Source organism: Arthrobacter sp. H20 (assembly GCF_000520515.1).
Lineage (GTDB): Bacteria > Actinomycetota > Actinomycetes > Actinomycetales > Micrococcaceae > Arthrobacter_D.
The window spans coordinates 41,910-63,223 of record NZ_KI914732.1; the positions used below are offsets into that span (position 1 = coordinate 41,910).

The 21,314-nt window shown below is 63.8% G+C and carries 26 protein-coding genes and 1 pseudogene; 10 read left to right on the plus strand and 17 right to left on the minus strand.

The genetic code is table 11. The features are described from left to right. Window positions 1-9: 9 nt before the first annotated feature. The 4 genes from Y703_RS0110165 to Y703_RS22100 form a co-directional block, all read right to left on the minus strand. A complete protein-coding gene (locus Y703_RS0110165; RefSeq protein ID WP_035764602.1) occupies window positions 10-1,404 on the minus strand; it encodes a DUF2254 domain-containing protein in 1,395 nt (464 codons plus the stop codon). Window positions 1,405-1,703: 299 nt separating this feature from the next. Continuing rightward, window positions 1,704-1,997, minus strand: a complete 294-nt coding sequence (locus Y703_RS0110170; RefSeq protein WP_026552614.1) for a MoaD/ThiS family protein — start codon at window positions 1,995-1,997, stop codon at window positions 1,704-1,706. Between the two features lies 1 nt (window position 1,998). Beyond that, window positions 1,999-3,087: a WD40/YVTN/BNR-like repeat-containing protein gene (locus Y703_RS0110175; protein WP_026552615.1), complete on the minus strand. Its 1,089-nt coding sequence runs from the start codon at window positions 3,085-3,087 to the stop codon at window positions 1,999-2,001. A gap of 120 nt (window positions 3,088-3,207) precedes the next feature. Continuing rightward, window positions 3,208-3,360 carry a hypothetical protein gene (locus Y703_RS22100; RefSeq protein WP_155849481.1) on the minus strand — a complete coding sequence of 51 codons (153 nt, stop codon included), beginning with the start codon at window positions 3,358-3,360 and terminating at the stop codon, window positions 3,208-3,210. Window positions 3,361-3,464: 104 nt separating this feature from the next. Here Y703_RS22100 and Y703_RS0110185 point away from each other — a divergent pair, with 104 nt between their 5' ends. Beyond that, window positions 3,465-3,878 (plus strand): hypothetical protein, encoded by a 414-nt coding sequence (locus tag Y703_RS0110185; protein ID WP_026552617.1) that lies wholly within the window; start codon window positions 3,465-3,467, stop codon window positions 3,876-3,878. Window positions 3,879-4,037: 159 nt separating this feature from the next. Here the strand turns inward: Y703_RS0110185 and Y703_RS0110190 are convergent, their stop codons facing one another. The 5 genes from Y703_RS0110190 to Y703_RS0110210 form a co-directional block, all read right to left on the minus strand. Beyond that, a complete protein-coding gene (locus tag Y703_RS0110190) occupies window positions 4,038-4,328 on the minus strand; it encodes a hypothetical protein (RefSeq protein ID WP_026552618.1) in 291 nt (96 codons plus the stop codon). Between the two features lie 127 nt (window positions 4,329-4,455). Beyond that, a complete protein-coding gene (locus tag Y703_RS23350; protein WP_051427488.1) occupies window positions 4,456-4,722 on the minus strand; it encodes an ATP-binding cassette domain-containing protein in 267 nt (88 codons plus the stop codon). Continuing rightward, entirely contained in the window at window positions 4,706-4,966 is a 261-nt protein-coding gene (locus Y703_RS23355) for a P-loop NTPase family protein (protein ID WP_026552620.1), read from the minus strand. Before Y703_RS23355 ends, Y703_RS23350 begins: the two co-directional genes overlap by 17 nt. 29 nt (window positions 4,967-4,995) lie before the next feature. Beyond that, window positions 4,996-5,841 carry a DUF4097 family beta strand repeat-containing protein gene (locus Y703_RS0110205; RefSeq protein WP_026552621.1) on the minus strand — a complete coding sequence of 282 codons (846 nt, stop codon included), beginning with the start codon at window positions 5,839-5,841 and terminating at the stop codon, window positions 4,996-4,998. A 79-nt stretch (window positions 5,842-5,920) separates the two neighbouring features. Beyond that, window positions 5,921-6,409 carry a hypothetical protein gene (locus Y703_RS0110210; protein ID WP_026552622.1) on the minus strand — a complete coding sequence of 163 codons (489 nt, stop codon included), beginning with the start codon at window positions 6,407-6,409 and terminating at the stop codon, window positions 5,921-5,923. Window positions 6,410-6,499: 90 nt separating this feature from the next. Here Y703_RS0110210 and Y703_RS0110215 point away from each other — a divergent pair, with 90 nt between their 5' ends. Then, window positions 6,500-7,384 carry a DUF4031 domain-containing protein gene (locus tag Y703_RS0110215; RefSeq protein WP_026552623.1) on the plus strand — a complete coding sequence of 295 codons (885 nt, stop codon included), beginning with the start codon at window positions 6,500-6,502 and terminating at the stop codon, window positions 7,382-7,384. An 83-nt stretch (window positions 7,385-7,467) separates the two neighbouring features. Next, entirely contained in the window at window positions 7,468-8,115 is a 648-nt protein-coding gene (locus Y703_RS0110220; RefSeq protein ID WP_026552624.1) for a TetR/AcrR family transcriptional regulator, read from the plus strand. Here Y703_RS0110220 and Y703_RS0110225 read toward each other — a convergent pair. Next, window positions 8,112-8,468 carry a hypothetical protein gene (locus tag Y703_RS0110225; RefSeq protein WP_026552625.1) on the minus strand — a complete coding sequence of 119 codons (357 nt, stop codon included), beginning with the start codon at window positions 8,466-8,468 and terminating at the stop codon, window positions 8,112-8,114. The genes Y703_RS0110220 and Y703_RS0110225 overlap by 4 nt on opposite strands. A gap of 111 nt (window positions 8,469-8,579) precedes the next feature. Between Y703_RS0110225 and Y703_RS0110230 the strand changes: the two genes are divergently transcribed. The 3 genes from Y703_RS0110230 (at window position 8,580) to Y703_RS0110240 (ending at window position 11,013) form a co-directional block, all read left to right on the plus strand. Next, complete coding sequence (locus Y703_RS0110230) at window positions 8,580-9,917, plus strand: MATE family efflux transporter (RefSeq protein ID WP_026552626.1); 1,338 nt, start codon at window positions 8,580-8,582, stop codon at window positions 9,915-9,917. Between the two features lie 86 nt (window positions 9,918-10,003). Beyond that, on the plus strand, window positions 10,004-10,618 hold the full coding sequence (locus Y703_RS0110235; RefSeq protein WP_051427489.1) for a hypothetical protein: 615 nt from the start codon (window positions 10,004-10,006) through the stop codon (window positions 10,616-10,618). 62 nt (window positions 10,619-10,680) lie between these two features. Then, window positions 10,681-11,013: a hypothetical protein gene (locus tag Y703_RS0110240; RefSeq protein ID WP_026552628.1), complete on the plus strand. Its 333-nt coding sequence runs from the start codon at window positions 10,681-10,683 to the stop codon at window positions 11,011-11,013. Between the two features lie 154 nt (window positions 11,014-11,167). On the opposite strand, the gene Y703_RS0110245 is transcribed toward Y703_RS0110240, so the two are convergent. Then, entirely contained in the window at window positions 11,168-11,713 is a 546-nt protein-coding gene (locus Y703_RS0110245; protein WP_026552629.1) for a CGNR zinc finger domain-containing protein, read from the minus strand. 55 nt (window positions 11,714-11,768) lie between these two features. On the opposite strand from Y703_RS0110245, the gene Y703_RS0110250 reads away from it, so the two are divergent. Continuing rightward, window positions 11,769-12,767, plus strand: coding sequence for an EamA family transporter (locus Y703_RS0110250; RefSeq protein ID WP_253908004.1), 999 nt, complete (start codon window positions 11,769-11,771; stop codon window positions 12,765-12,767). Between the two features lie 18 nt (window positions 12,768-12,785). On the opposite strand, the gene Y703_RS0110255 is transcribed toward Y703_RS0110250, so the two are convergent. The 3 genes from Y703_RS0110255 to Y703_RS0110265 are packed head-to-tail and all read right to left on the minus strand — an operon-like array spanning window position 12,786 to window position 15,685. Further along, window positions 12,786-15,089, minus strand: coding sequence for a heavy metal translocating P-type ATPase (locus Y703_RS0110255; RefSeq protein ID WP_026552631.1), 2,304 nt, complete (start codon window positions 15,087-15,089; stop codon window positions 12,786-12,788). 31 nt (window positions 15,090-15,120) lie between these two features. Next, a complete protein-coding gene (locus Y703_RS0110260; RefSeq protein WP_026552632.1) occupies window positions 15,121-15,345 on the minus strand; it encodes a heavy-metal-associated domain-containing protein in 225 nt (74 codons plus the stop codon). Between the two features lie 28 nt (window positions 15,346-15,373). Further along, entirely contained in the window at window positions 15,374-15,685 is a 312-nt protein-coding gene (locus Y703_RS0110265; RefSeq protein ID WP_026552633.1) for a metal-sensitive transcriptional regulator, read from the minus strand. A 152-nt stretch (window positions 15,686-15,837) separates the two neighbouring features. On the opposite strand from Y703_RS0110265, the gene Y703_RS0110270 reads away from it, so the two are divergent. After that, window positions 15,838-16,473: a DUF305 domain-containing protein gene (locus Y703_RS0110270; protein WP_026552634.1), complete on the plus strand. Its 636-nt coding sequence runs from the start codon at window positions 15,838-15,840 to the stop codon at window positions 16,471-16,473. 54 nt (window positions 16,474-16,527) lie between these two features. After that, complete coding sequence (locus Y703_RS0110275; protein ID WP_026552635.1) at window positions 16,528-17,172, plus strand: DUF3105 domain-containing protein; 645 nt, start codon at window positions 16,528-16,530, stop codon at window positions 17,170-17,172. Between the two features lie 49 nt (window positions 17,173-17,221). Here Y703_RS0110275 and Y703_RS0110280 read toward each other — a convergent pair whose 3' ends face one another. Beyond that, the gene (locus Y703_RS0110280; RefSeq protein WP_253908005.1) at window positions 17,222-18,769 is read right to left on the minus strand and encodes an MFS transporter; all 1,548 of its coding nucleotides are present in this window, start codon (window positions 18,767-18,769) and stop codon (window positions 17,222-17,224) included. Between the two features lie 62 nt (window positions 18,770-18,831). Between Y703_RS0110280 and Y703_RS0110285 the strand changes: the two genes are divergently transcribed. After that, window positions 18,832-19,380, plus strand: coding sequence for a TetR/AcrR family transcriptional regulator (locus tag Y703_RS0110285; protein WP_026552637.1), 549 nt, complete (start codon window positions 18,832-18,834; stop codon window positions 19,378-19,380). Between the two features lie 7 nt (window positions 19,381-19,387). Here Y703_RS0110285 and Y703_RS0110290 read toward each other — a convergent pair whose 3' ends face one another. Both Y703_RS0110290 and Y703_RS19245 read right to left on the minus strand, forming a co-directional pair. Continuing rightward, entirely contained in the window at window positions 19,388-20,035 is a 648-nt protein-coding gene (locus Y703_RS0110290; protein WP_026552638.1) for an arsenate reductase ArsC, read from the minus strand. A 17-nt stretch (window positions 20,036-20,052) separates the two neighbouring features. Beyond that, window positions 20,053-21,314, minus strand: a pseudogene (locus tag Y703_RS19245) (flavoprotein); the annotation flags it as partial.

Genomic DNA, 21,314 nt, shown 5'->3' on the forward strand with positions numbered 1-21,314 from the left:
TTCTAGCCGCTAGACCCGGCCGCGGGCCACTGGACCGCGCGGTGCCCACACGCCGTCGAGTGCCTGCTCCACCTCGTCCACCCGGGACTGAAGGTGCTCCAGCACCGCGGGTGGATGAGATCCCCGCGATATCGCTGTATTGACCCGTTGTAATTGCTCGCGGACCGCTGGTTTGTCCGCCTCAGCTACGCGCCAGGCGACTTCCTGCAGCAGGCTAAGGACTCGATCAATCACAGCCGGGTCGGAACTCCCGTACAGCACTGGCTGGTCGAGAGTGATATTGAGGAACGCGGCAAAGTCCGGTCGGTGGAGAATTACCCGAACCAGATCGTCGTCGTCGTGCAGCGCCCGTGGCCCGAGGTCCCGTTGAGTGAGTTCGCACAAGAGGGCAGACGTATGCCCGAGCACATGGATGGCAGTCGTTGGGTCGTTGATGCCGGGGGACAACGCCTTGGCCGCCACGTCGATGAGTTGCCGGAACCCGAAGGCAACATCCTGCACAGCTGTCCGCTCGAACCCGCAGGTGAATGCTGATGCCACGTCGCCGCGGAACTCTTCTAGCGCCTCCTCATCCATGCTCGGTTCGCCGCTGCGCACCCAGCCGACGGCAGCAGGGATGTTCTTTACAAGCGAGGAGCCAACCTGGGAATCGATCCTGACGATCGCTCGGTGCTTCACGGCCGCCGCGAGGAGACGTTCTTCGTCAATCCCGGTGAGGAAACCCGACCGGGCCGCGCTGATCAACACTGCGGAATCAGGGGCAACCGGCAGCACTGGCCCGGTGGAACTCCGGTGATCCGGGAAGACCCGTTTAATGGTGCCCGCCGTTTCTCCATGAACTTTGCGCATAATGGTTTCCACCCTGATTTCCCGGGCCAGATGAGCGAGGAAGAAGACCAGCCCGATGATGCTGGCAATCGCCAGGAGAAACGCGAGCGTAACCGCTAGATGAGGGACAAATGGCTCCTCATTGTCGTATCCTGAGCGAACCGTCCGCAGCACCGTCAGCGCGTAGGCGAAGGTGCCCAGAAACAGGGCCAGAGTCGCGTGCACCACGCGATCCCCAGTGAATGTCCGCAGGAGTCGAGGAGAAAACTGGCTGCTGGCCAGTTGCAGCGTAACCACTGTCAGGGAGAAGGTGAGCGAGGTGGCAGTGATCAACGAGCCAGCAGTCGCCTCAAGGATTGCCCGTCCAGCGTCGGGCCCCCCATTGATCAGGAAATAGGACACAGTCGACGGCATGTCCTCGCCGATCGCCGCGTCCACCAGGGGGAGCCACACGCCCAGCCCGATAGCTACCAGAACAGCAAAAACGGGCAATGGCCAGAGCTGGGTCCGCAGCGCGTCGCCGACGGCACGGAACCTGTCTACGATCTGACCAACTGGGCCTGAAGACTTGGTCATCGGCGGTACGGCTCCTTGCAGGCAGAATGGGCTACCTGCATAGCGTAAACCAGCCCGCACCGGATTGCTGTTAGTGAACACCGAGTCAGCCCGCACCCCTGATCTCAGCCAACCGCAATCTCACGATGTCGATCACGAGCGCCTCAGGGAGCTGATGGTCAGGAGTGAACCTGATGGTCCCTTTGGCGAGTGAATAGCCGTCAAGCCAGCACGGACGCGATAACCCGATCCAGACACTCACGATCGGGTTGACCCATCGTCGCCAGCGTCTCAGCAACCGAATCCACTGTTGACTCTTGCTAGCCGCCGGCTACTGACTGGATGATCATCACCTCGGCGCCGGGCTGGACGGGTGTCGCAAGCCCATCCAGCCGACGGACGTCCTCCCCGTTCACGTACACATTGACATATCGGCGCAGGGCGCCCGTCTCGTCGCGAATGCGCCGGGCAAACACCGGGTATCCATGGTGCAGATTATCGAGCAGTTGACCCAACGGGATTGCTGATGGCGCTGCTAGCGGGACCCTCGATCGGTCACCAATCAGCGGCCGCAGCAGGGTGGGGATAAGAACAGTGACATCGCTGGCGCCCATGCTAGGAGCCGACGACGGCGGCGGCCCTGACGCACAGGACGTCGGGCAGGTGTGAGGCTACTTCGGTGAAGGACTCACCCTCATCAGCGCTTGCGTAGACCGAACCTCCGCGGGTGCCGAAGTACACGCCGACCGGGTCAAGAGTGTCCACGCCCGCGGCGTCCCGCAGTACGGCGTTGTATTCGCCCTTCGGTAGTCCCTGATCCTGTCGGATCCACGATGAACCGGAATCGTCGGTGCGGTGCACTGCCAGCTTGCCATCGGGTGGGATGCGCTCACCGTCCGCCTTCAACGGAATCACCCAGGCGGTACCGCTATGGTGCGGGTGGGAGAGCATGACAAATCCGAAATCAGCAGGGAGGCCGTCTGCGATCGACTCCCAGGTCTCGGCGCCGTTGTCGGACCGGTATACGCCGTGGTGGTTCTGCGCGTAGAGCCGGTTCGGCTCCACCGCGTCGCGGGCGATCTTGTGCACGCACTGACCAAACTCGGGGTTGGGGTCCGGCATGAAGTACGCCGAGATTCCCTTGTTTCTCGGCGCCCAGGAGGCGCCACCGTCGTCCGAGCGGTAGACGCCGCCGGTGCTCATGGCTACGTGGACTGTGTCATCGGCAGGGCTCGGAACTACCGAATGCGCTGCGGCGCCGCCGAAGCCCGCACCCCATTGGGAGCGGTGCGGATGATCCCAAAGGCCACGGTTCAGTTCGAAGTGCTCCCCATAATCAGTCGATTTCCAGATCGAGATGGGCTGGCAACCGGCCCACACCACGCCGGGTCGTCCAGCGGAATCCGGCTGGAGCTGCCAGATTCGTTCGACGGCCGCGTTGTCCGACTCGGAAAACTTGATGGCACCCTGCTCCGGTTCTGACCAGGTTTCGCCCAGATCATCTGAGTAAACGACCGTCGGCCCCCAATGATAGGAGAGCACTCCCGCCATGATCCGGGTCCGACCCCCGCGGGTATCGATACCCACGCTCGCCACCTCCTGCATGAGAAAGTGCGGTTCGGAGAGTGTCCAGGCCTGCCGGTCGGTGCTGGTCGCAAGCCAGAGGCCCTTCTTCGTGCCGATAGCCATCAGTGTTGTAGTCATCGAGTCCTCGGTTCAGTGGATAACTGATGTGAACACTGTAAACAATGGCACAGGCGCTGTGTCCTGTATAGAGCCTTTTCAGGACACAACGACTGAGCCAGGCGTCGTGGCGAGCTCTGGTCAGCGCGCCGGTTTACGTTCGTAGATCGCCATCGACCACGCGTACCCGACGGCGACAATCACTGCACACCAGCCGAGGGCCAAACCGAGGTTCCAGTCGCGCAGGAGGGGCCAGTTGCTGGCGGTCTCCACCGACTTGGCTTGGATCCCCATCGCCACGCCTACCCAGCTGATCGCGAAACAGCCCAGTGGGATGAGTCCGACGGCGGTGAGCCACTCAAGCGGGCCTGCTGTCGGGCGAAACCCGATGAGCCACAATGATCTTGCTGGCCGCAACGTACAAGAGTGACCGTGCCGCGTATGCGCTGATGTTCCGCCAGCTCGCGGCCAGTGCGAAAGCGATTCACGATGTGCACAAGGCCACCGCAGACCTCAACCGGGTCAGAGGTTTGTCAGGGGCAGTGATCGCCGCGTCGAAGGCCGTCGAAGCCAGCGCACCCGGGCAGGCCATGAAGCCCGCGAAGCCCGAACGTATGACTATCGAGAAGCTACGCGAACGCCACCCTGGAGTTGATGAGGAAACTCTGAGGGCGCGTCTGTTTGTCGAACGTACCCGCGAAGGCGCACCAATACCGGGCACGCTGACACGCGGACAGAAGCCCATCGAGCACGGCGCACCAACATCAGCACGCGGACCAGAACACGACAGCCAACGAGGGATCGAGAGATAGTGGATAGCTCATGAACGAATCGGACGGAATAGATGATGCAGTAGAAAACGGGCTCTTCAGAATTGAGAGTGTAGTTTCGGTCTGAAGCCGCCGGATTCCAGGAGGGATCTGGCGATGTAGTTGGAGCCCCCGCAGCGCCCGGTCGAGAATGGTCTGTTCCTAATCTGTTGGAGGCATGTTCCGGCTGATCGTAATCAGCGCGACGACCATGTTCAGGCGCCGCCCGTGCGCGTCAGCCCGGGCCCGCACAGCGGCGTCGTCGCGGCCTTGGTCCTCGAGGAGCTGCGCGACTTCAATAGCTTGCCCAGGGTCGAGAATGTTCAAATATCCGCGGCCTCGGCCGAGCGTGATGACTTGCCCGCCAGCGGCCTTCACTAGGTCAACGTGTTCGCCCTTCAAATCCCCCAGCACCAAAGGGTTAGTACCCTGTCCGGCGAGGCCGAGCATCATCCCGCGGACCAGTGTGGACTTTCCCAGTCCCGGCTTGCCGAGGATAACAGGTCATCAAGGTCAGGGGTGTGGATCGTGAGGTCATCGGGCTCAAAGCCGGCGGCCTCCAGGCGGCTGAGCAGGGCGCTTAACGCGCCGGGTCCGCCGGGACTTGGGACAGTGAGGGCAAGGCCGGCGGCCCGCCGTCGAGGACAGCAACTTGGTCCGCTAACCGGTCTGCCTCCTCCAGCTGTTGGATGGTGAGCAGGACTGTGGTGCCTTCCGCGGCCAGTCCGCGCACGATGTCCCACATCGTGTGGCGGCTGCGCGGGTCCAGCCCGGTGGTGGGCTCATCGAGGCAGATCACTCTCGGCGTCGACACCAGGGTCATCGCGAGGTCAAGTCGCCGTCGCATCCCGCCGTCGCATCCCGCCGGAATAGATGGCGAGCGGCTCGCGGGCGGGCTCGACCAGATCGAACTGCTCGAGGGGTTCCGTCACTCGGGACCGCGACGGTTTGGCGCCGAGGTGCCGCAGCCGGGCCATGAGCATCAGGTTCTCCTCGCCGGTGAGCAGGTTATCGACTGCCGAGAACTGGCCGGTCAGTCCAATCGCCTCCCGCATGCCGTCGGGGTCGCCGCCGACGTCGCACCCTGCCACCGATGCGGTGCCAGCATCGGCGCGCTCGGCTATCGGGTGCGGTGGATGGAGATGTTGCCGCCGTGGGTGCGAGCACGGACGGCGACTGTTTCTTCTGAGGGTGCGGGTGCTTGATCTCCGGTGAGTTCGTTCCGGACGTGGCCAAGCTTCGACGCCAGGTCTAGCCAGGCGGCCACTCCCTGCCGTACCCCGATGGTGACCTGACCGAATCCGGTCTCGACGGCGATGCTGCCGGTCGAGATGTCGGGCAGGGAGATGCTGCCATAAGCGGTCTTGGCCGTCACTGACGCAAGGGCACGAACGATCTCAAGGTCGCCATAGGAGAGTTTTGCCTCAAGCTCGCCCCCGGATTCTCCAACCGAGATGGCGCCGTGGGAGGCCTTGAGGATTGAGTCGCCGGTGATGGAGCCAACCCGGATCTGACCGTGGTCGGCGATCACCTCAGCGCCGCCGTCGATTGAGCCTACTTCCGCGCTACCGTGTCCGGCGCGCAGCCACAGATCGCCGGTTGCATCGACACTCACTGCGCCCATTGAGCTCTTGATCCTGGTCGCGCCCAGGCGGCCGATGGTGCGGACACCACCGAAAGCGAGCTTGGCGGTAAGCCTCGATCCGGTGGGCAATTCAATCAGCAGATCGACCGATTCGGTGGGGCCGATCATGTTGAACCGCGGCTTGGGGCCAGTGACGGTGAGTCGCTGTCCGTCGAAGTCGACAGTTGTGTCCTCGGCGCCGCGGCGGTCAACCGCCTTGTCCGGATTGCTGGCGGACACGGTGACTACTGTGTCGGGGCGGTCGCTGGCCAAGACGTCAATCGCACCGACCTGGAGGTTGATCGCCAGATCAATGGCGGTGGGGGTGGTGTAGGTAGGCATGCTGAAGTACTCCCCTTGGTAGGCGTGCTGGTATTACCCCGCAGTTCCGCGTGGATTATTGAGTTGTCCGGTGAGCTGGCTAGCGTGCCCAGCCCGCGAAGCTGTCGCCGGTGCGTAGCGCTCGCTGCGCAGAGCGTCGTTGTTTGGGTTGCAGTGCGGCTGTCACCGCGCGGACCAACCAGGTGTTGACTGACATCCCGTCAGCGGCCGCAGCGTCATCGACTCGAGCCTTCAGCGCGTCAGGAAGCCGAAGAGTCGTTCGTGTTGTGCTTGTGTCCTCCTGGTCCACAGGCGCAGAGTGCGGCTCGTCTGTCTCTGCTTCTGTGGCCGGGAGGGTGACGACAAATTCGACCTCGCGGCCCCTAAGCCGAAGGTCAACCGACCCCGGGGCAAGGTCCCGGGTTATTTCGCCGGCCGCCGCCGACAGGACGTCGAGCAACACGATCCGAGTCGCTGCATCCAGTCCAGCAGCAAGCTGTTCGGCCACGACCCGGGTGTCTTCCGCGCCGGTCGCGGAGGCATCTACAAGCTGGCGTTGCAGATCACTGACGTATTGTCCTAATTCCATTGCATCATAGTGACACCACAATGGTGTCACGTCAAGCGAAAGTGGTGTCAGCCTTGGCGTGGTCCTGGTGCCCGCCGGTAGGCTGGATTGATGGCCATCTATATTGACCCCCCGATGTGGCCAGCCCATGGAACCGAATTCTCCCACCTGATCTCGGACACCTCAGTTGCTGAACTTCACTGCTTCGCCGCTGCGGTCGGGATTGCTCGACGGGCCTTCGATGGCGACCACTATGACGTTCCAGCCCGCCGCTATCTCAATCTGGTGGGGCTCGGCGCCAGGGAAGTGGACTGCGGAACCCTGACGCGGATTCTCATCGCCAGCGGACTGCGCATTCCGGCCCGGCAGCGGGCGCCGAGGCTGCGACGAACCCTGCTCGCGCGGTGGGGGGCGGCAGTGCCGCAGGTCCCGGGACTGGGTGAATCCCTGGTGGGTCGATGGTCTGAGGTGCATCGCAGTTATCACACCACCTCACATCTCCTCGAGGTGCTTGAGGCACTCGACCTGCTGTTCGCTCCGAGCGACGACGAAGCCCTGCGCCGTTGCGTCCGTCTCGCCGCCTGGTTCCATGACGCCGTCTACGAGGGCTCCGCAGGTGAGGATGAATGTGCCTCAGCAGAATTGGCTGCGGAGCAGTTGGCGCCGATTCTGCCAGCCGCCGAGGTGGCAGAGGTGGTCAGGCTGGTGCTCCTGACGGCATCCCATGCGCCGAATCCGGGCGATCGGGCGGGCGAGCTCTTGTGCGACGCGGATCTAGCCGTTCTGGGTCGGCCGGTGCGCGGGTACGCGCAGTACGTTGCGTCAGTGCGAGCGGAATATGCTCACGTGAATGACCGCGATTTCGCTGCCGGGCGGGCCGACGTCCTGCGCCGACTCCTGGCAATGGATCGGTTGTTCCGCACCGCACTTGCGCGGCAGCTATGGCAGGAGGCAGCACGCACCAACCTGCTCAGTGAGCTGCAGGACCATATCTAGGCCAGCGGGCGCGGGCCACCGTAGCCGTGACACACTTGTGTACAGTGTTCACTTTTACCTCCTGAAGACAGGCCAAAGACCCAGTGACGGAGCAGCCCGGACCCCGCACCACTTACCGCCACGGGGATCTGCGGCGGGCGCTGATCGAGGCGGGAACAGAGCTGGCGCGAGAGGGCGGTCCTGACGCCGTCGTGCTCAGGGAGGTGACGCGCCGTGCCGGCGTGACACCGAACGCCGCGTACCGCCACTTCGCTGACAAGAGCGCGCTGGTGCGGGCGGTATCCCTTGCCGCTCAATCACGACTGGCGGCCGCCATGGAGGAGGAGCAGTCGGCGATCGCCGACGACGTTGATGGGCGCAAAAGTGTAGCGGCGCTTGCCCAGGCGAAGCTGCGTGCAGTGGGAGCTGGCTACCTGCGGTTTGCCCAGACCGAGCCAGGGCTGTTCAGGACAGCGTTCGCCAACCATGTTGATATCCGGGATGCGGCGACTGAAGAGTCGGCCGGAGCACACGGGAGGACGCCGTTTCAGCTGCTGTCAGACGCCCTGGATGAGCTGGTGGACGCGGGCGTGCTGTCGGCCGACCGTCGAGGCGGCGCCGAGTTCGTCGCATGGTCGTCGGTTCATGGGCTTGCCATGCTGGTGATCGATGGGCCGCTGCGGGGGCTCGATGCGACGCAGCGGCTCGTCGCCGCGCAACGCCTGCTCGAGATGGTTCAGAACGGAATCTAGTCCCGTTTGTCGCCGGTGTTGTCACCCATGTGGCCGCCCGGACGGTCCATCCACGCCGGGCGGTTGGTGTGGCCAAAAGTCGGGCGCTGCTGGGTAATCTCGTCAGGATCGTCGCTACCGTAGGACCTGGTGGTTTTGAGCTGTTTGCGGCGGATGACGTAGCCGCTCGCCAGGAGGCTAATCGCGACGGCAACCAGTAGCGCACCGACGCCCAGGTTCAGGCCGGCGCCGGAGGGCACAGCCTCTTCGAGGGCCGCGGCCCTCGCGAAGTCCGAGATGCCCTGCGGGATGAAGAGGGTGCTCAGGAAAAACGCTACCAGCCCTCCGACGTATAACCAGATTTCTTTTTTCATTGGACTCCCGTGTGAGACATCGTGCCTTGGTGCTCAGCCTAGCCGACACCCAGTCCCCAACCATGGACCGTGGGGCGGGGGGCAGTCCGGAGCAGCGCATAGGGTGGCACTGTGAGCACTACAGTTCCCAACACCCGCGAGCTCAGCCGCCGAATCCTTCACCTGGCCGTGCCCGCACTCGGAGCGCTCATCGCTGAGCCATTGTTCCTGCTGGCTGACTCAGCCATTGTTGGTCATCTGGGAGTCAATGAACTGGCAGGGGTAGGGCTTGCATCAACCGTGCTGCACACCGCCGTCGGGCTGATGGTTTTCCTCGCCTACTCCACTACCCCAGCCGTCGCGCGGTTCCTGGGTGCGGGTAGGATCCAGGATGCGCTCGCCGCAGGCCGGGATGGGATCGGCCTGGCACTGGTGTTGGGGATACTCCTTTCCACTGCTGGCTGGGTCCTTGCGCCCGGGCTATCGTCACTGATGGGCGCCGAGGGGCAGGTGCACGACTTCGCCGTCGACTACCTGCGCTACTCAATGCCTGGTCTGACCGCGATGCTCGTGGTGCTTGCCGCCACTGGAGTGCTTCGCGGTCTGCAAGACACCAAGACGCCGCTGCTGGTGGCAGGCATCGGCTTCGCAGTGAACATCGGGCTGAATTTCCTGCTGGTCTATGGGCTGGGACTCTCGGTCGCGGGCTCCGCGCTGGGCACCAGCGTTACCCAGTGGGGGATGGCAGCGGTCTACCTGACCATCGTCTACCGGCTTTCCCGCGTTCACCGGATTCCGCTCCGGCTGTCCTGGCAGGGGCTGCGGGCAACGGCAAGGGTTGGCTCCTGGCTGATGCTGCGCACCATGAGCCTGCGGGCCGCAATTCTAGCCACTGTCTATGTCGCCACGGCGCAGGGATCGGTCTCGCTCGCCGCCCACCAACTGGTGATGACCATTTTTATCTTTCTGGCATTTGCCCTCGATGCTCTGGCCATCGCAGCTCAGGCGCTGATCGGCAAGGAACTGGGTGCCGGAGACAAGCCGCTGGCGCGCGCACTGACCCGCCGAATGATCGGGTGGGGTCTGGGCTTTGGTGTCATCACCGGCGCACTCCTGGCCGTGGCTGCGCCGTTTGTCGGTTGGATTTTCACCACCGATCAGGATGTGCAGTCAGCGCTCGCGGCCGGTCTGTTAGTCCTTGCAGCCTCCCAGCCCATTTGTGGACTGGTATTTGTGCTCGACGGCGTCCTCATTGGTGCCGGCGACGCCCGGTATCTGGCGATTGCCGGCGTCGTCAATCTGCTCCTTTACCTGCCGCTGCTGGCCGGGGTCTTCAATGCAGAGCTCGCTGGTCCGGCCGGAATTGTCTGGCTTTGGTTGGCATTCGGTGTGGGTTATATGGCGGCGCGGGCTCTGACCCTGGCATGGCGGGTCCGTGATGATCGCTGGATGGTGACCGGCTCGCGCTAGCCAGGGCCGCACATGGGTGCCACGGGATAAACTGAGATGTGATGGACTGAAGTGATCAGCCCAGTGTCTAACCGGAGGTCTGCGCCATGGGTTCCGCACCCCACGATGTGACGGTCCAGCTGCCTCATCACCCGCTGGATCAGGCGGCGGCGCTCTGGCGGCCGATGCTGTTCCGCGCTAGCCTGTCCGCCGTATTCGGCGCCCTGACGATCTTCTGGGTACAGCCGTCGGTGCACGTGATGTCGGTGGCTGGCGGGCTGTATCTGTTAGGACTCGCCGTTTCGGCGGTCTGGATGGAACGCGCAATCGGATTGCGGACCAGCGCTGACCGGTGGCTCGTGGGGATCGCACCCGGCTTTCTCTTGGCCGGTGCCGTTCTCAACCTGTGGATCCACACCGATGCCATGTTTGCACAGGTTGCCGCGCTCGTCCTGGTGATTTCCGGTGCCGTGGATCTGTACGTGGGGATTCGGCAACGCCGGCTGAATGTCGTTGGGAAGGATCTCATCGCTGTCGGTGCGGTGGGCGTTGCGACCGGGTTGCTTCTGCCGATCTTCGAAGGTCCTGGAGCACACGCCCTGCTGGGTGTCGCGGGTGGTGGTGCGATCATCGCGGCAGTCGTCCTTGCGATCGCGTCGTTTGGGTACCGGCATGACGTGCGTCACGCGGCCGCCGCCAACCCCGACAACCGCGTAAACTAGGAGCGGCAGTCTTTCTACCCTTCGTAGAAGAATGTGCAGCTGCAATTTCCCAAGGAGTAACAGTGTCCAAATCGGCCAGGGGCGTCAAAGGCCCTCTTATTTTCTCTGCCGTTCTCGGAGCGGTAGCCGGCATCGTGGCAATGGTCGTGTCCACTGGCGGTGGCACCAGGGAGTTGAGAGTTGACCTCGGCATCACGGCTGCGGGTATTGCGTTCATCGCGGCGCTGGTGGTGTGCGCCATGCTCATGATGACCGAGAAGCCGAACGCTGATCACCTTGGTAAGGGGACCGGCATCAACCGGTCGTCGTCGAAGATTCCGGGTGGTGCCGGCAACGTCGACAAGGACGGGAATCCGAAAGGGCCGCCGCGCGGCGGCTCCGGGAGTCCTCGCTGACCTCCACTCCCGACCCTTGCGCCTTGCCGCAGCGCGTCCTCGGCAGTTCTCTCCCCAGAAAAGGCGCTGGCCCACAGGCGCGCTGCTGGGCAACCACTGACGTGCAGATGCAGCACTTTTCTGGGGTAGTTAAGCCAGCGCGGTCGCCGCTGGACTAGCTGGCAATCGCCTTCCGGGCGCGGTACGCCTTGACGTGGGTGCGATTGGCGCAGTTCCCGGTGTCGCAGTAGCGCTTCGAGCGATTCCGGCTCAGGTCCAGCACGACGGCGCTGCAATCCTCCGCCGCGCAGATCCGCAGGCGATCCATCTCGTGGGTCCTGATGACGTCGATCAGAGCCATTGCAGCTTCAGTGGCCATCCTGTCCTCCAGCGGCGCCTCGGGCCCGGTCGCGTGCAGGTGCCAGTCCCAATGATCGTGGCGCACAAGCCGGGGCAGGGCCCGGGCGTCGCTCAGCATCCGGTTGACGTGGGCGACGGCGTCGTCTTCGGACGAGGTCCAGGTTTCCTCCAGCTCGGCCCTGAGCCGCAGGACCGCTGACAGTTCCGAGTCGGTCCGCGAACGGGAGCCGGAGAAGTCCTGGTCGGCAAGAAAGCGATCTAGATCGGGCAGGGTGGTCAGCTGATCCGGGTGCTCTTTTCCCGTGTTGATAAGGGCGGCCGCGGAGATCAAGGCAATCTCCGTGTCATTGGCAAAGACCATGTTGACTCCTGACATAGTTCGGGGCTACTGTCACTACCATAATCATATTTTGGTCATGACACGAACGTGCGTGGAAGGGGTCGGCATGACGAGCGGCGCAGCGGCGGGCCTGTGGTGGGCGGTCATTTCAGCGGCGGCATTCGGTGTGTCCGGGCCGTTCGCCAAGTCCTTGCTGGAGATTGGGTGGAGCCCAGGGGCCGCCGTAGGGGTTCGCATCGGAGGCGCCGCCCTGGTCCTGTTGATCCCAGTGCTGCTGGCCCTGCGCGGACGCTGGAAGGCTCTCCGCGGCAGCGCGCTGACCCTGATTATCTATGGGGTCACGGCTATTGCCCTCTGCCAATTCTTCTACTTCAACGCGGTGCAGCGAATGTCAGTTGGTGTCTCCCTCCTGCTGGAGTATCTGGCGCCGGTGCTGATTGTCGGGTGGCTGTGGGTGCGGAGCCGCCGCGCGCCTCGCCGCCTGACCGCTACGGGCTCGGTGACAGCCATGCTCGGTCTGCTGCTGGTGCTGGATCTGACCTCGGATGAGCGCCTCGACCCGATCGGAGTTGTCTACGGGCTCGCTGCGGCAGTCTGCCTCGCAGTCTTCTTCCTGATGTCAGCCCGGGCCGACGACGCCCTGCCGCCACTGGTGATGGCAGGCGGCGGGATGGTGGTGGGTGCTGTGGCGATCGCGGTGATGGGCCTGGTGGGGGTCATGCCGTTCACCTTTGAGTTCCAGGACGTGACCCTGGCTGGATGGGAAACCAGTTGGCTGGTACCCGTGCTGGGCCTGGTGCTGATCTCCACTGTGGTGTCCTACTTCACCGGCATTCTTGCTGCCCGCCAGCTCGGCTCGAAGGTGGCCTCCTTCGTCGGGCTCACCGAGGTGATGTTTGCCGTCCTGGCCTCCTGGCTCATGCTTGGGGAGCTGCCAGGTCCAATCCAACTGCTCGGGGGTCTGCTGATTGTTGGCGGGGTCGTTATGGTGCGTATTGATGAGCTGCGCGCGCCAGCTGACGGCAACCCGCCACTGGAGCGAGCGGACGACGTTGAGCCGGTCCCATTGCCCTAGTGCGTCCCGGCTGAGCCTTTATCTGCCGAACCGGCGCAGCCGTAGTGAATTTGCCACTACCAGCACTGAACTTGCGGCCATGGCTCCGCCAGCAACCATCGGGTTGAGGAACCCGAGCGCGGCTACCGGGATCCCGATGGTGTTGTAGAAGAAGGCCCAGAACAGGTTGGTTTTGATGGTGCCGAGAGTCTTTCGTGACAGCTCGATGGCCTGCGCCACCTGCTCCAGGGAGTTGCCCATGACTGTCAGGTCGGCTGCCTCGATGGCCACGTCGGTCCCAGAGCCCATCGCTATACCCAGGTCCGCCTGGGCCAGGGCGGCGGCGTCGTTGACCCCGTCGCCTGCCATCGCCACCGTGGCACCCTCCGCCTGCAAACGCTTGATCGCTTCGACCTTGCCCACGGGCAGTACGCCAGCGAGCACGTCATCGGGCGCGATGCCGACCTGCTCTGCCACCCTGCGGGCCACTGACTCATTGTCTCCGGTCAGCAGGATGGGGCGCAGCCCCAAGTCCTTGAGCCGGGCAACTGCAGTGGCCGACGAATCCTTTACCGTGTCCTTCAGCGACACCAGCCCCGCGACGCGACCATCAACTGCCACCCAGATCGCGGTGGAGCCGGCGTCCTCCTGATCCTGCAGCGCAGTCAGATGCTGAGCGGAGATCACGATGCCGTTCTCCGCCAACCAGCCGGACCGTCCGGCGACCACAGTGACTACCCGTCCGTCGTTGTCGACGGTGCCTTTGACCCCACCGCCGGCGGAACTGTTGAACCCGGTCACTGCCGGGTGTCCGGGAGCTGCAGCGGCGATCGCCTGCGCAATGGGATGTTCGCTGGCCGACTCGACCGCACCAGCCAGGGACAGGACCTGCTCCCGGTCGAGTGAATCGAGCACGACGACGTCGGTCACCGCTAGCTTGCCGGTGGTCACCGTTCCGGTCTTGTCCAACACAATGGTGTCAACGGTGCGGGTATCTTCCAGGACCTGTGGCCCACGGATGAGGATGCCCAGCTGCGCACCGCGTCCCGAGCCGGTCAGCAGCGCCGTCGGCGTCGCGAGCCCCAACGCGCACGGGCAGGCGATCACGAGGACGGCTACCGCGGCGGTGAAGGCCGACTGCAGGTCGCCGGTCAGCACCATCCAGGCGGCAAAAGTCAGCACAGCTATGGCCAGCACGATCGGGACGAAGACCGAGCTGATACGGTCCGCCAGGCGGGCGATGGGTGCCTTCCCGCTCTGGGCCTGGCTGACCAACCGACCCATCTGTGCCAGCGTGGTTTCGCTACCCACACGGGTGGCCCGGACCACCAGCCGACCGGAAGTGTTGATTGTGGCGCCGGTGACGACGTCGTCAACGCCGACGTCCACCGGCACGGACTCGCCAGTGATCAGCGAGGTATCGATCGAGCTGGCGCCACCGACCACTACGCCGTCGGTAGCAATCTTCTCGCCGGGCCGCACCACAAACTCGTCACCGTGGACCAGCGAGTCGGCTGGCACTTTGACTTCAACGCGGCGTCCCTCGCGGTCCCGGAGCACTGTTGCGTCCTTTGCGCCGAGGCTGAGCAGGGCTTTGAGGGCCTCTCCCGCGCGCTGCTTGGCGTTCGCCTCCAGATAGCGGCCGAGCAGCAGGAAGGTAACAACTACCGCCGCCACCTCGAAGTACAGAGCGTGGTCGCTCATTGCCATTCCCGCATGCTGGGTAATGGCTGGGTCAACTAACAGCTGCCAGGCCGAGAAGAGGAACGCGGCGGTGACGCCAATGGACACCAGCGTGTCCATTGTTGAGGCGAGGTGGCGGGCGTTGATCACCGCAGCGCGGTGGAAGGACCACGCAGACCAGGTGACTACTGGAAGGGTGAAGGCAAGGACCACCCAGCCCCAGTGGGGGAACTGTGCTGCGGGCACCATGGAGATGACGGCGACGGGGAGCGTCAGTAGCGCCGCGAGGATGAGCCGCGGCCGCAGCTGGGAGGCGGTGCCGCCGTGGGCCAAGTGAGAGGAGGCGTCGGATCCGGTTCCTTCGAGTGCGGGATCGGTGGCCAGCCCCTGATTCGATGGGCTGCCGGCGACCTGGCCCTGGTTCTTCAGCTGAGCGGTGTAGCCGGTCGCCTGCACCGTGTCCACAATGTCCTGATCGGAGATATTCTCCGGGACCGTGACTGTTGCGGACTCCAGCGGTAGGTTGACGCTCGCCTCGACCCCTTCCAGTTTCCCGAGTTTTCGCTCGACTCGTCCCACGCAGGACGCGCAGGTCATGCCCTGGATGTCGAGTTCGACAACCCGGGTGGTGGGGGAGGTGGGAAGCTGGTCGGTGCTCATGAGGGTCCTTGGTGGGGCTGTTGGGTCGAGATTAGGCGTCGTTGGCGACGACCAGGTAACCGGCTTCGGCGACTGCTTCGCCGATCTGATCCGGGTCGAGATCAGCAACGGAGGTGACGGTGGCGGTGGAGATCCCGCCCTTGTTGAGGTCAACGGTGACGTTCTGAACGCCGTCGATGGCGCTGATTTCCTCGCTGACCGAATCAACGCAGTGGCCGCAGGTCATGCCCGAGATGCTGACGGTGGTTGTACTCATGGGGACTCCTTGGGTGAAAGGGATGCTGCTACCTCAGAAGGCGACTGATGGCCGCTGAGGCTTCCTGGACTTTTTCCTGGACAATTTCGGGGTTGCCGGTGAGCTGGGACTCGTTGGCCGCGCCCACGACGCAGTGGGAAATGTGCTCTTCGAGGAGGCCAATGCTGACCGCGTGCAGTGCCTTGTTGATGGCTGATACCTGGGTGAGGACGTCGATGCAGTACTTATCCTCCTCGATCATCCGCGCGATTCCGCGGACCTGACCCTCGATCCGCTTCAGGCGCCGCAGATAGGCGTCCTTGTCAGCTGTATAGCCGTATTCGGTGGTGGGTTCGGTCATCAGGGCCTCCTGTGGTCTTCCTGAATCATATACCCCCTCCCGGTATATTTCAAGTACCCTAAGGGGGTATCCCTTCAATCACACAGGGAACGCTGAGGCTTATGCAATACGTTGGAGTAGATGGAATGACCGAAGGACAAGGAAATAGATCGATGACCCTGCACCTCGAGACCTGGCAAAAGCGCCTGCTCGTTGCCTTGGCCGCGGCGCTGGCGGTCTCCCTTTTTGTGCTTGCTTTTGCCGCCGGTCGGATCGGCACCAGCCCGCAGCATCCGGCCGGTAACAGCGCCGACGCTGGCTTTTCCCGCGACATGCAGGTGCACCACACCCAGGCGGTAGAAATGTCCCGGTTGGTGCGAGACCGCACCGACGACGAGGTGGTGCGGACCATCGCATACGACATTGCGATGACCCAGCAGCACCAAATCGGTCAGATGTATGCCTGGCTTGAGGAATGGGGCCTACCGCAGAGTTCAGCAGCGCCCAACATGGCGTGGATGGCGGGATCCATGGATCACCATGACGGCGGGAACCTGCTGCGCGACGACGGGCTGATGCCCGGAATGGCCACCGCCCAGGAACTGGTCGAACTCGCTGATGCCTCGGGAGTTGAGGCTGAGCGGATCTTCCTTACCCTGATGATCACCCACCACGAGGCCGGAGCCGAGATGGCCCAGGCAGGAGCGGAGTTGGCTCAGGAGCCACGGGTTCGGGTCGCCGCCGAGAAGATGGCGACGGCCCAGATCGCGGAGATAGCTGCGATGGAAGACATGCTGGGCGAGCTCTAACACCACCGACGGTACATTGGTTTCAAACACACTCACGGAAAAAGGATTCACGCGTTGAACAAGAAGCGAGCACAGGACAATGCCGATCGCCAGGCGCGGCTGGCGGCGATCCAGTCCAAGCAACGGGCCAGCGACCGCAAGCGCACCACGCTGATCCTCGGCGGCATTGGTGCGGTGGTCGTTGGAATCATTGTGGCGGTAACCATAGTGATAGTAGGCCAGGTTCAGGAGAATCAGCGGATTGAAGCGCTCGCCAGCCAGCCGATCGAAGGGCTCCAGGAGTTCGAGGACCTCGCCTTTGACCACACTGAAGCACCGGTGGTATACGAGCAGTCCCCGCCCATAGGTGGAGATCACAACCCGATCTGGACTAACTGCGGGGTGTACACGTCTGAGATCCCCAACGAAAATACAGTGCATTCCTTGGAACACGGCGCGGTCTGGATCACCTACCAGCCGGATCTGCCGCAGGCCGAAATTGATGCCCTGACCGACATGGTGGGATCGAGTGGCTACGTGCTGCTGAGCCCCTTTGCCGATCAGGAGTCTCCGGTCATGATGAGCGCCTGGGGCCTGCAGCTCGGCGTCGATACCGCCGATGATGACCGGTTGTCGGTCTTCCTCGAGCGGTACATTCAGGGTGAGCAGACCCGCGAACCAGGCGCTGCCTGCTCCGGCGGAATCACCCCGTCCGCCTAAGGCTTCTGTCTGAGGGCACCCCAGTGGCGGCGCTTAGGCGACTGGCTCCCTAAGCGCGCCGCAGGCTCCACAGGGCCAGCCCTGACGCAAACACCATCAATGCCGCGCCAATCCCGGATGTGAGGATCACTCCGCTATCGAAGGCGTGGAAGGCCGAGTCAAGAAGCTGGCTGCCGCCGTCGGCCGGTAGCTCGGCGGCGATGTTGACCGCCCCGCCGAGCGTTTCGGTCGCCGTGGTGGCCTGCTCAGGGCTCAATCCCGCGGGCAGGACAAGGTTGCGCTGATACGAGGCGAGTAGCACGCTGCCCAGCAGCGCCGTGCCGAAGACCGAGCCCACCTCGTAGGCCGTTTCGGAGACTGCTGATGCCGCCCCGGCCTTTTCGGCAGGCACGGTGGCAAGGATCAGGTCGTTGGACACCGTTTCGGACGCGCCAACCCCGACGCCGAGCAGCATGAAGGCGACCAGCAGGATGGACGCAGATCCGCCCTGGCCCGTGACCGCCACGAAGGCGTAGGCGGCCGCCGAAAGCAGCAGGGCAACGGGAACAACGATTCGCGGTGGCACCCGGCGCACAATCGGAACCACTCCCAGGCCAGCAATGATCGTCATCACCAGGCCGGGCACCAGGATCAAGCCGGCGCTGAGCGGGCTGAGTCCCAGGACCAGCTGCAGGTGCTGGGAGACGAAGTAGATGAATCCGACCAGGGAGAAGATCGCCAGCAGGTTCACCAGCACCGCACCTGTAAACGCCCGCACCGTGAACAGCCGCACATCCAGCATGGGGTTGGATCGTCCCAGTTGCCGCCTGACAAACAGGGTGCCCGCGGTTAGCCCGATGACGACGGCGGCAACGGTCACCGTCGCGGAGTCGCCCTTCGCGAAGTTCTTGATCGCGAAGACGATGGGCAGCATGGTGGAGACGGAGAGCACGATGCTCGCATAGTCCACCCGGCCGGGGTTGGGGTCCTTCGATTCCGGGACCAGCGCCGGGGTGAGGGTCAGCATCAGCACCAGCACCGGAACGGCCAGCAGGAACACCGATCCCCACCAGAAGTGTTCAAGCAGGGCTCCGCCCACCAGAGGTCCCATGGCGGCGCCGGCCGAAAATCCCGAGGCCCAGATGGCAATGGCCAGGCGGCGCTGGTTGCGGTCGGTGAAAATGTTGCGTAGCAGGGAGAGGGTGGACGGCATCAGCATGGCACCGAAGACGCCAAGACCCACCCGCGAGGCGACGAGGTGTTCAGCGGTCGGGGAGAAGGCGGCGGCGATCGAGAAGATGGCGAAACCGATTGCGCCGATGATCAGGAGCCGACGACGGCCGAACCGGTCGCCGAAGCTACCCATGGCCACCAGTAGGCCCGCGAGTACCAACGGGTAGCTGTCAATAATCCACAGCAGCGTGGTGCCGCTGGTGTTGAACGCCAGGGAGATGGCGGGGGTGGCAAATGCGAGCACAGTATTGTCCACCGCTACCAGTAGCACGGGCAGCATCAGGACAACTAGTGCTATCCACTCACGCTTGCCGGCCCGTCCGGGAATGGCGTCGGGTGCGGCCACTCCGGGAGGCGGGACGAAAACGTGGGTTGAGGTACTCATGGAGAAAAGACTATACCGTCCAGCCGGTACAGTAAACTTGGAAACACCGTTACGATGAACACATGGCTAGTTCCAAAGAACGAATTCTCGACAGTTTCGAGAGCATTCTCATCCGCGATGGAGAACGGGCGGCCACCATGGAAGCGGTTGCCGCCGCCGCCGATGTCTCCAAGGGTGGTCTGCTCTACCACTTCCCCTCGAAGGAAGCGTTGGTGGACGCTCTGGGTGAGCGGCTACTGGCGCTTTCTGCCCGGGACCGGGAGTTGATGACCGCCGACCCAGAGGGTCCAGCGCGCTACTACGTGCGGACCTCTGTATTTGAGGACAGTGGGCTGGACCGGGCGCTCGTGGCAATGGCACGGCTCGCCCAGCAGGGGCACCCGAAGGCGCAGCAGAACTTCGCTCTGATCCAGGAGCTGTGGCTGGAAACGCTTGAGTCTGCTCTGGGGAGCCACACCGTCGCACGGGCCGTGAAGCTCATGGGCGACGGGCTCTACTACGACGCCGCATTCTTCGCCGGCAGTGGCTCGCATCAGCAGTCCTCCGACGAAATGGAGCAGCTTCTCGAACTGGTTGACCTCCTGCAGTCACCCCAGCGACGGGACGCCTAGCTCCTGGTTACCGGGCCAGGAGCTCGGCGGCCAGTTTCCTGATCCGTTTGTCCAAGTCATTACGGACCCGCTGAACGCCTGCCGGATCGAGATCAGCCGGGTCCTCGACCTGCCAGTCCTCGTAACGCTTGCCCGGGTAGATCGGGCACGTATCGCCACAGCCCATGGTGATGACGACGTCGGCGGCGCGCACCACGTCATCGGTGAGGGGCTTGGGGAAATCAGCGTCGAGATCGATCCCGATGTCTTTCATGGAGTCAACCACATGGGCGTTCAGGCGCTCAGCGGGCAGCGACCCTGCAGAACGGACATTGATGCGGCCCTCGCCATAGTGCCTGAGGAGGCCGGCCGCCATCTGTGAACGTCCCGCATTCTGTACGCAGACGAACAGGACTTCGGCCTTCCCGCTAGGGCGGATGCCCTGAGCATGGGCAAGGGCATTCAAGCGGTCCTCGGCGAAGTGCTTGGTGATCGACGTGAGATAGGTCTTGATCTTCGCGGTCCGAGCGAGAGACGTGTAGGACTCGAAGACGTACCGGTCGACCATCTCAGGACTGAACACGCCGTCGAACTTGCCCGCTAGTTCACCGCTAATCCGGTGCAGGACATGGTCGTCGTTGATCAAACCGGGCATCGGGTTGGGTCGAGTGGACATTTTGTGCTCCTTGATGGTCAGTAGTCGGGGTCGTTGGAACGGCCGTGCATCGTTCCGGTCGGGACGCCGATGCTCACTAGCTGGGGCGTGCTGCAACAACCGTCGGCTTCGTCCTGCGCGGCAGGCGCCGTGGCTTCACAGGAACCGCCCAGATCTGTGCTGCAGACTCCTGTCTCCGGGAGGTCGAGCTGCACGTCGTCAGCGGCTGCCGTGTCACCTGCGATCGCCGCGACCACCGACCGGACCTGCTCATACCCGGTGGCGAGCAGGAAGGTGGGGGCACGTCCGTAACTCTTCATTCCAACCAGGTAGAAGTCCTTGTCGGGATTTGCGAGCTCTTTGGCGCCGTGTGCGGGGACTGTTCCGCAGCTGTGGAACTCTGGGTCGATGAGAGGACCCAGCGCACGGGGTGCTTCCACCGCGGGGTCCAGTTCCAGGCGCAGTTCCCGCAGGATTCCAAGATCCGGCCGGAACCCAGTGGCTGGGATCAGGACGTCCACCTCCACTGAGTCGTTGGGGGTGTGAACAGTCAGCGCGTCGCCAGCCGTGAAACCGGTGATGGTAAACGAGGTCCTGAGTTCCACTACGCCGTCCTCAACCAGCTTGCGCAGCCGGGCACCGAGTTGGCCGCGGGCCGGCAAGCCGTCCAGGTCTCCGCCTCCGTAGAGCCGTTCAGCGGATCCGGTGCCGCGGACGGCCCAGATGATGGAAGTGGACTCGGAGGCCCGCGCCACCCGTCCGAGGGCGATCAAAGTGTTCGCCGCCGAGTGACCGGCGCCGACCACCATGACTCGCTTGCCGTCGAGCTGCCCACGGGCGTCCCCGGTGACGTCAGGGAGCGGTCGAGTGATGAACCGGCTGCCCCGGTTTCTCCGTGGGCTGGCAGTCCGCCCTGTCCAAGGGGATTGGGCTGGTCCCAGGTGCCGGAGGCGTCAATGACTGCGCGCGCCTCGTGGTCTTCGACGCCGTTGGGGCCTTGCACTCGAACCATGAACCGTTGCTTGTCACGGTCCTTGGTGCGGGTTTTGTCCATCCCCTGTCGAGTCACAGCGACCACCCGGGTATTAAGCCGCAACGCTCCTGCGATTGCCGGCACAGCCGCCAGTGGCGTCACGTAATCGGCAACTAGCTCGGACCCGTAAGGCAGAGCTGTGCCCCTCGGCGAGGCCCAGCCGGTGGGCTCGAGCAGTCGCCGGGCGGCGGCGTCGACGTTGAACGTCCAGGGGGAGAACAGGCGGATGTGGCCCCAGTCGCTGATGGCGGCCCCCGGCGTCGGGCC

Excerpts from the sequence above, each read along its gene's own strand:
- Y703_RS0110165 (WP_035764602.1), bottom strand. The coding sequence starts at position 1,404 with ATGACCAAGTCTTCAGGCCCAGTTGGTCAGATCGTAGACAGGTTCCGT.
- Y703_RS0110170 (WP_026552614.1), bottom strand. The coding sequence starts at position 1,997 with ATGGGCGCCAGCGATGTCACTGTTCTTATCCCCACCCTGCTGCGGCCG.
- Y703_RS0110175 (WP_026552615.1), bottom strand. The coding sequence starts at position 3,087 with ATGACTACAACACTGATGGCTATCGGCACGAAGAAGGGCCTCTGGCTT.
- Y703_RS22100 (WP_155849481.1), bottom strand. The coding sequence starts at position 3,360 with ATGGGGATCCAAGCCAAGTCGGTGGAGACCGCCAGCAACTGGCCCCTC.
- Y703_RS0110185 (WP_026552617.1), top strand. The coding sequence starts at position 3,465 with ATGATCTTGCTGGCCGCAACGTACAAGAGTGACCGTGCCGCGTATGCG.
- Y703_RS0110190 (WP_026552618.1), bottom strand. The coding sequence starts at position 4,328 with ATGATGCTCGGCCTCGCCGGACAGGGTACTAACCCTTTGGTGCTGGGG.
- Y703_RS23350 (WP_051427488.1), bottom strand. The coding sequence starts at position 4,722 with ATGCGACGGCGACTTGACCTCGCGATGACCCTGGTGTCGACGCCGAGA.
- Y703_RS0110205 (WP_026552621.1), bottom strand. The coding sequence starts at position 5,841 with ATGCCTACCTACACCACCCCCACCGCCATTGATCTGGCGATCAACCTC.
- Y703_RS0110210 (WP_026552622.1), bottom strand. The coding sequence starts at position 6,409 with ATGGAATTAGGACAATACGTCAGTGATCTGCAACGCCAGCTTGTAGAT.
- Y703_RS0110215 (WP_026552623.1), top strand. The coding sequence starts at position 6,500 with ATGGCCATCTATATTGACCCCCCGATGTGGCCAGCCCATGGAACCGAA.
- Y703_RS0110225 (WP_026552625.1), bottom strand. The coding sequence starts at position 8,468 with ATGAAAAAAGAAATCTGGTTATACGTCGGAGGGCTGGTAGCGTTTTTC.
- Y703_RS0110235 (WP_051427489.1), top strand. The coding sequence starts at position 10,004 with ATGGGTTCCGCACCCCACGATGTGACGGTCCAGCTGCCTCATCACCCG.
- Y703_RS0110245 (WP_026552629.1), bottom strand. The coding sequence starts at position 11,713 with ATGGTCTTTGCCAATGACACGGAGATTGCCTTGATCTCCGCGGCCGCC.
- Y703_RS0110250 (WP_253908004.1), top strand. The coding sequence starts at position 11,769 with ATGACACGAACGTGCGTGGAAGGGGTCGGCATGACGAGCGGCGCAGCG.
- Y703_RS0110255 (WP_026552631.1), bottom strand. The coding sequence starts at position 15,089 with ATGAGCACCGACCAGCTTCCCACCTCCCCCACCACCCGGGTTGTCGAA.
- Y703_RS0110260 (WP_026552632.1), bottom strand. The coding sequence starts at position 15,345 with ATGAGTACAACCACCGTCAGCATCTCGGGCATGACCTGCGGCCACTGC.
- Y703_RS0110265 (WP_026552633.1), bottom strand. The coding sequence starts at position 15,685 with ATGACCGAACCCACCACCGAATACGGCTATACAGCTGACAAGGACGCC.
- Y703_RS0110270 (WP_026552634.1), top strand. The coding sequence starts at position 15,838 with ATGACCCTGCACCTCGAGACCTGGCAAAAGCGCCTGCTCGTTGCCTTG.
- Y703_RS0110280 (WP_253908005.1), bottom strand. The coding sequence starts at position 18,769 with ATGAGTACCTCAACCCACGTTTTCGTCCCGCCTCCCGGAGTGGCCGCA.
- Y703_RS0110285 (WP_026552637.1), top strand. The coding sequence starts at position 18,832 with ATGGCTAGTTCCAAAGAACGAATTCTCGACAGTTTCGAGAGCATTCTC.
- Y703_RS0110290 (WP_026552638.1), bottom strand. The coding sequence starts at position 20,035 with ATGTCCACTCGACCCAACCCGATGCCCGGTTTGATCAACGACGACCAT.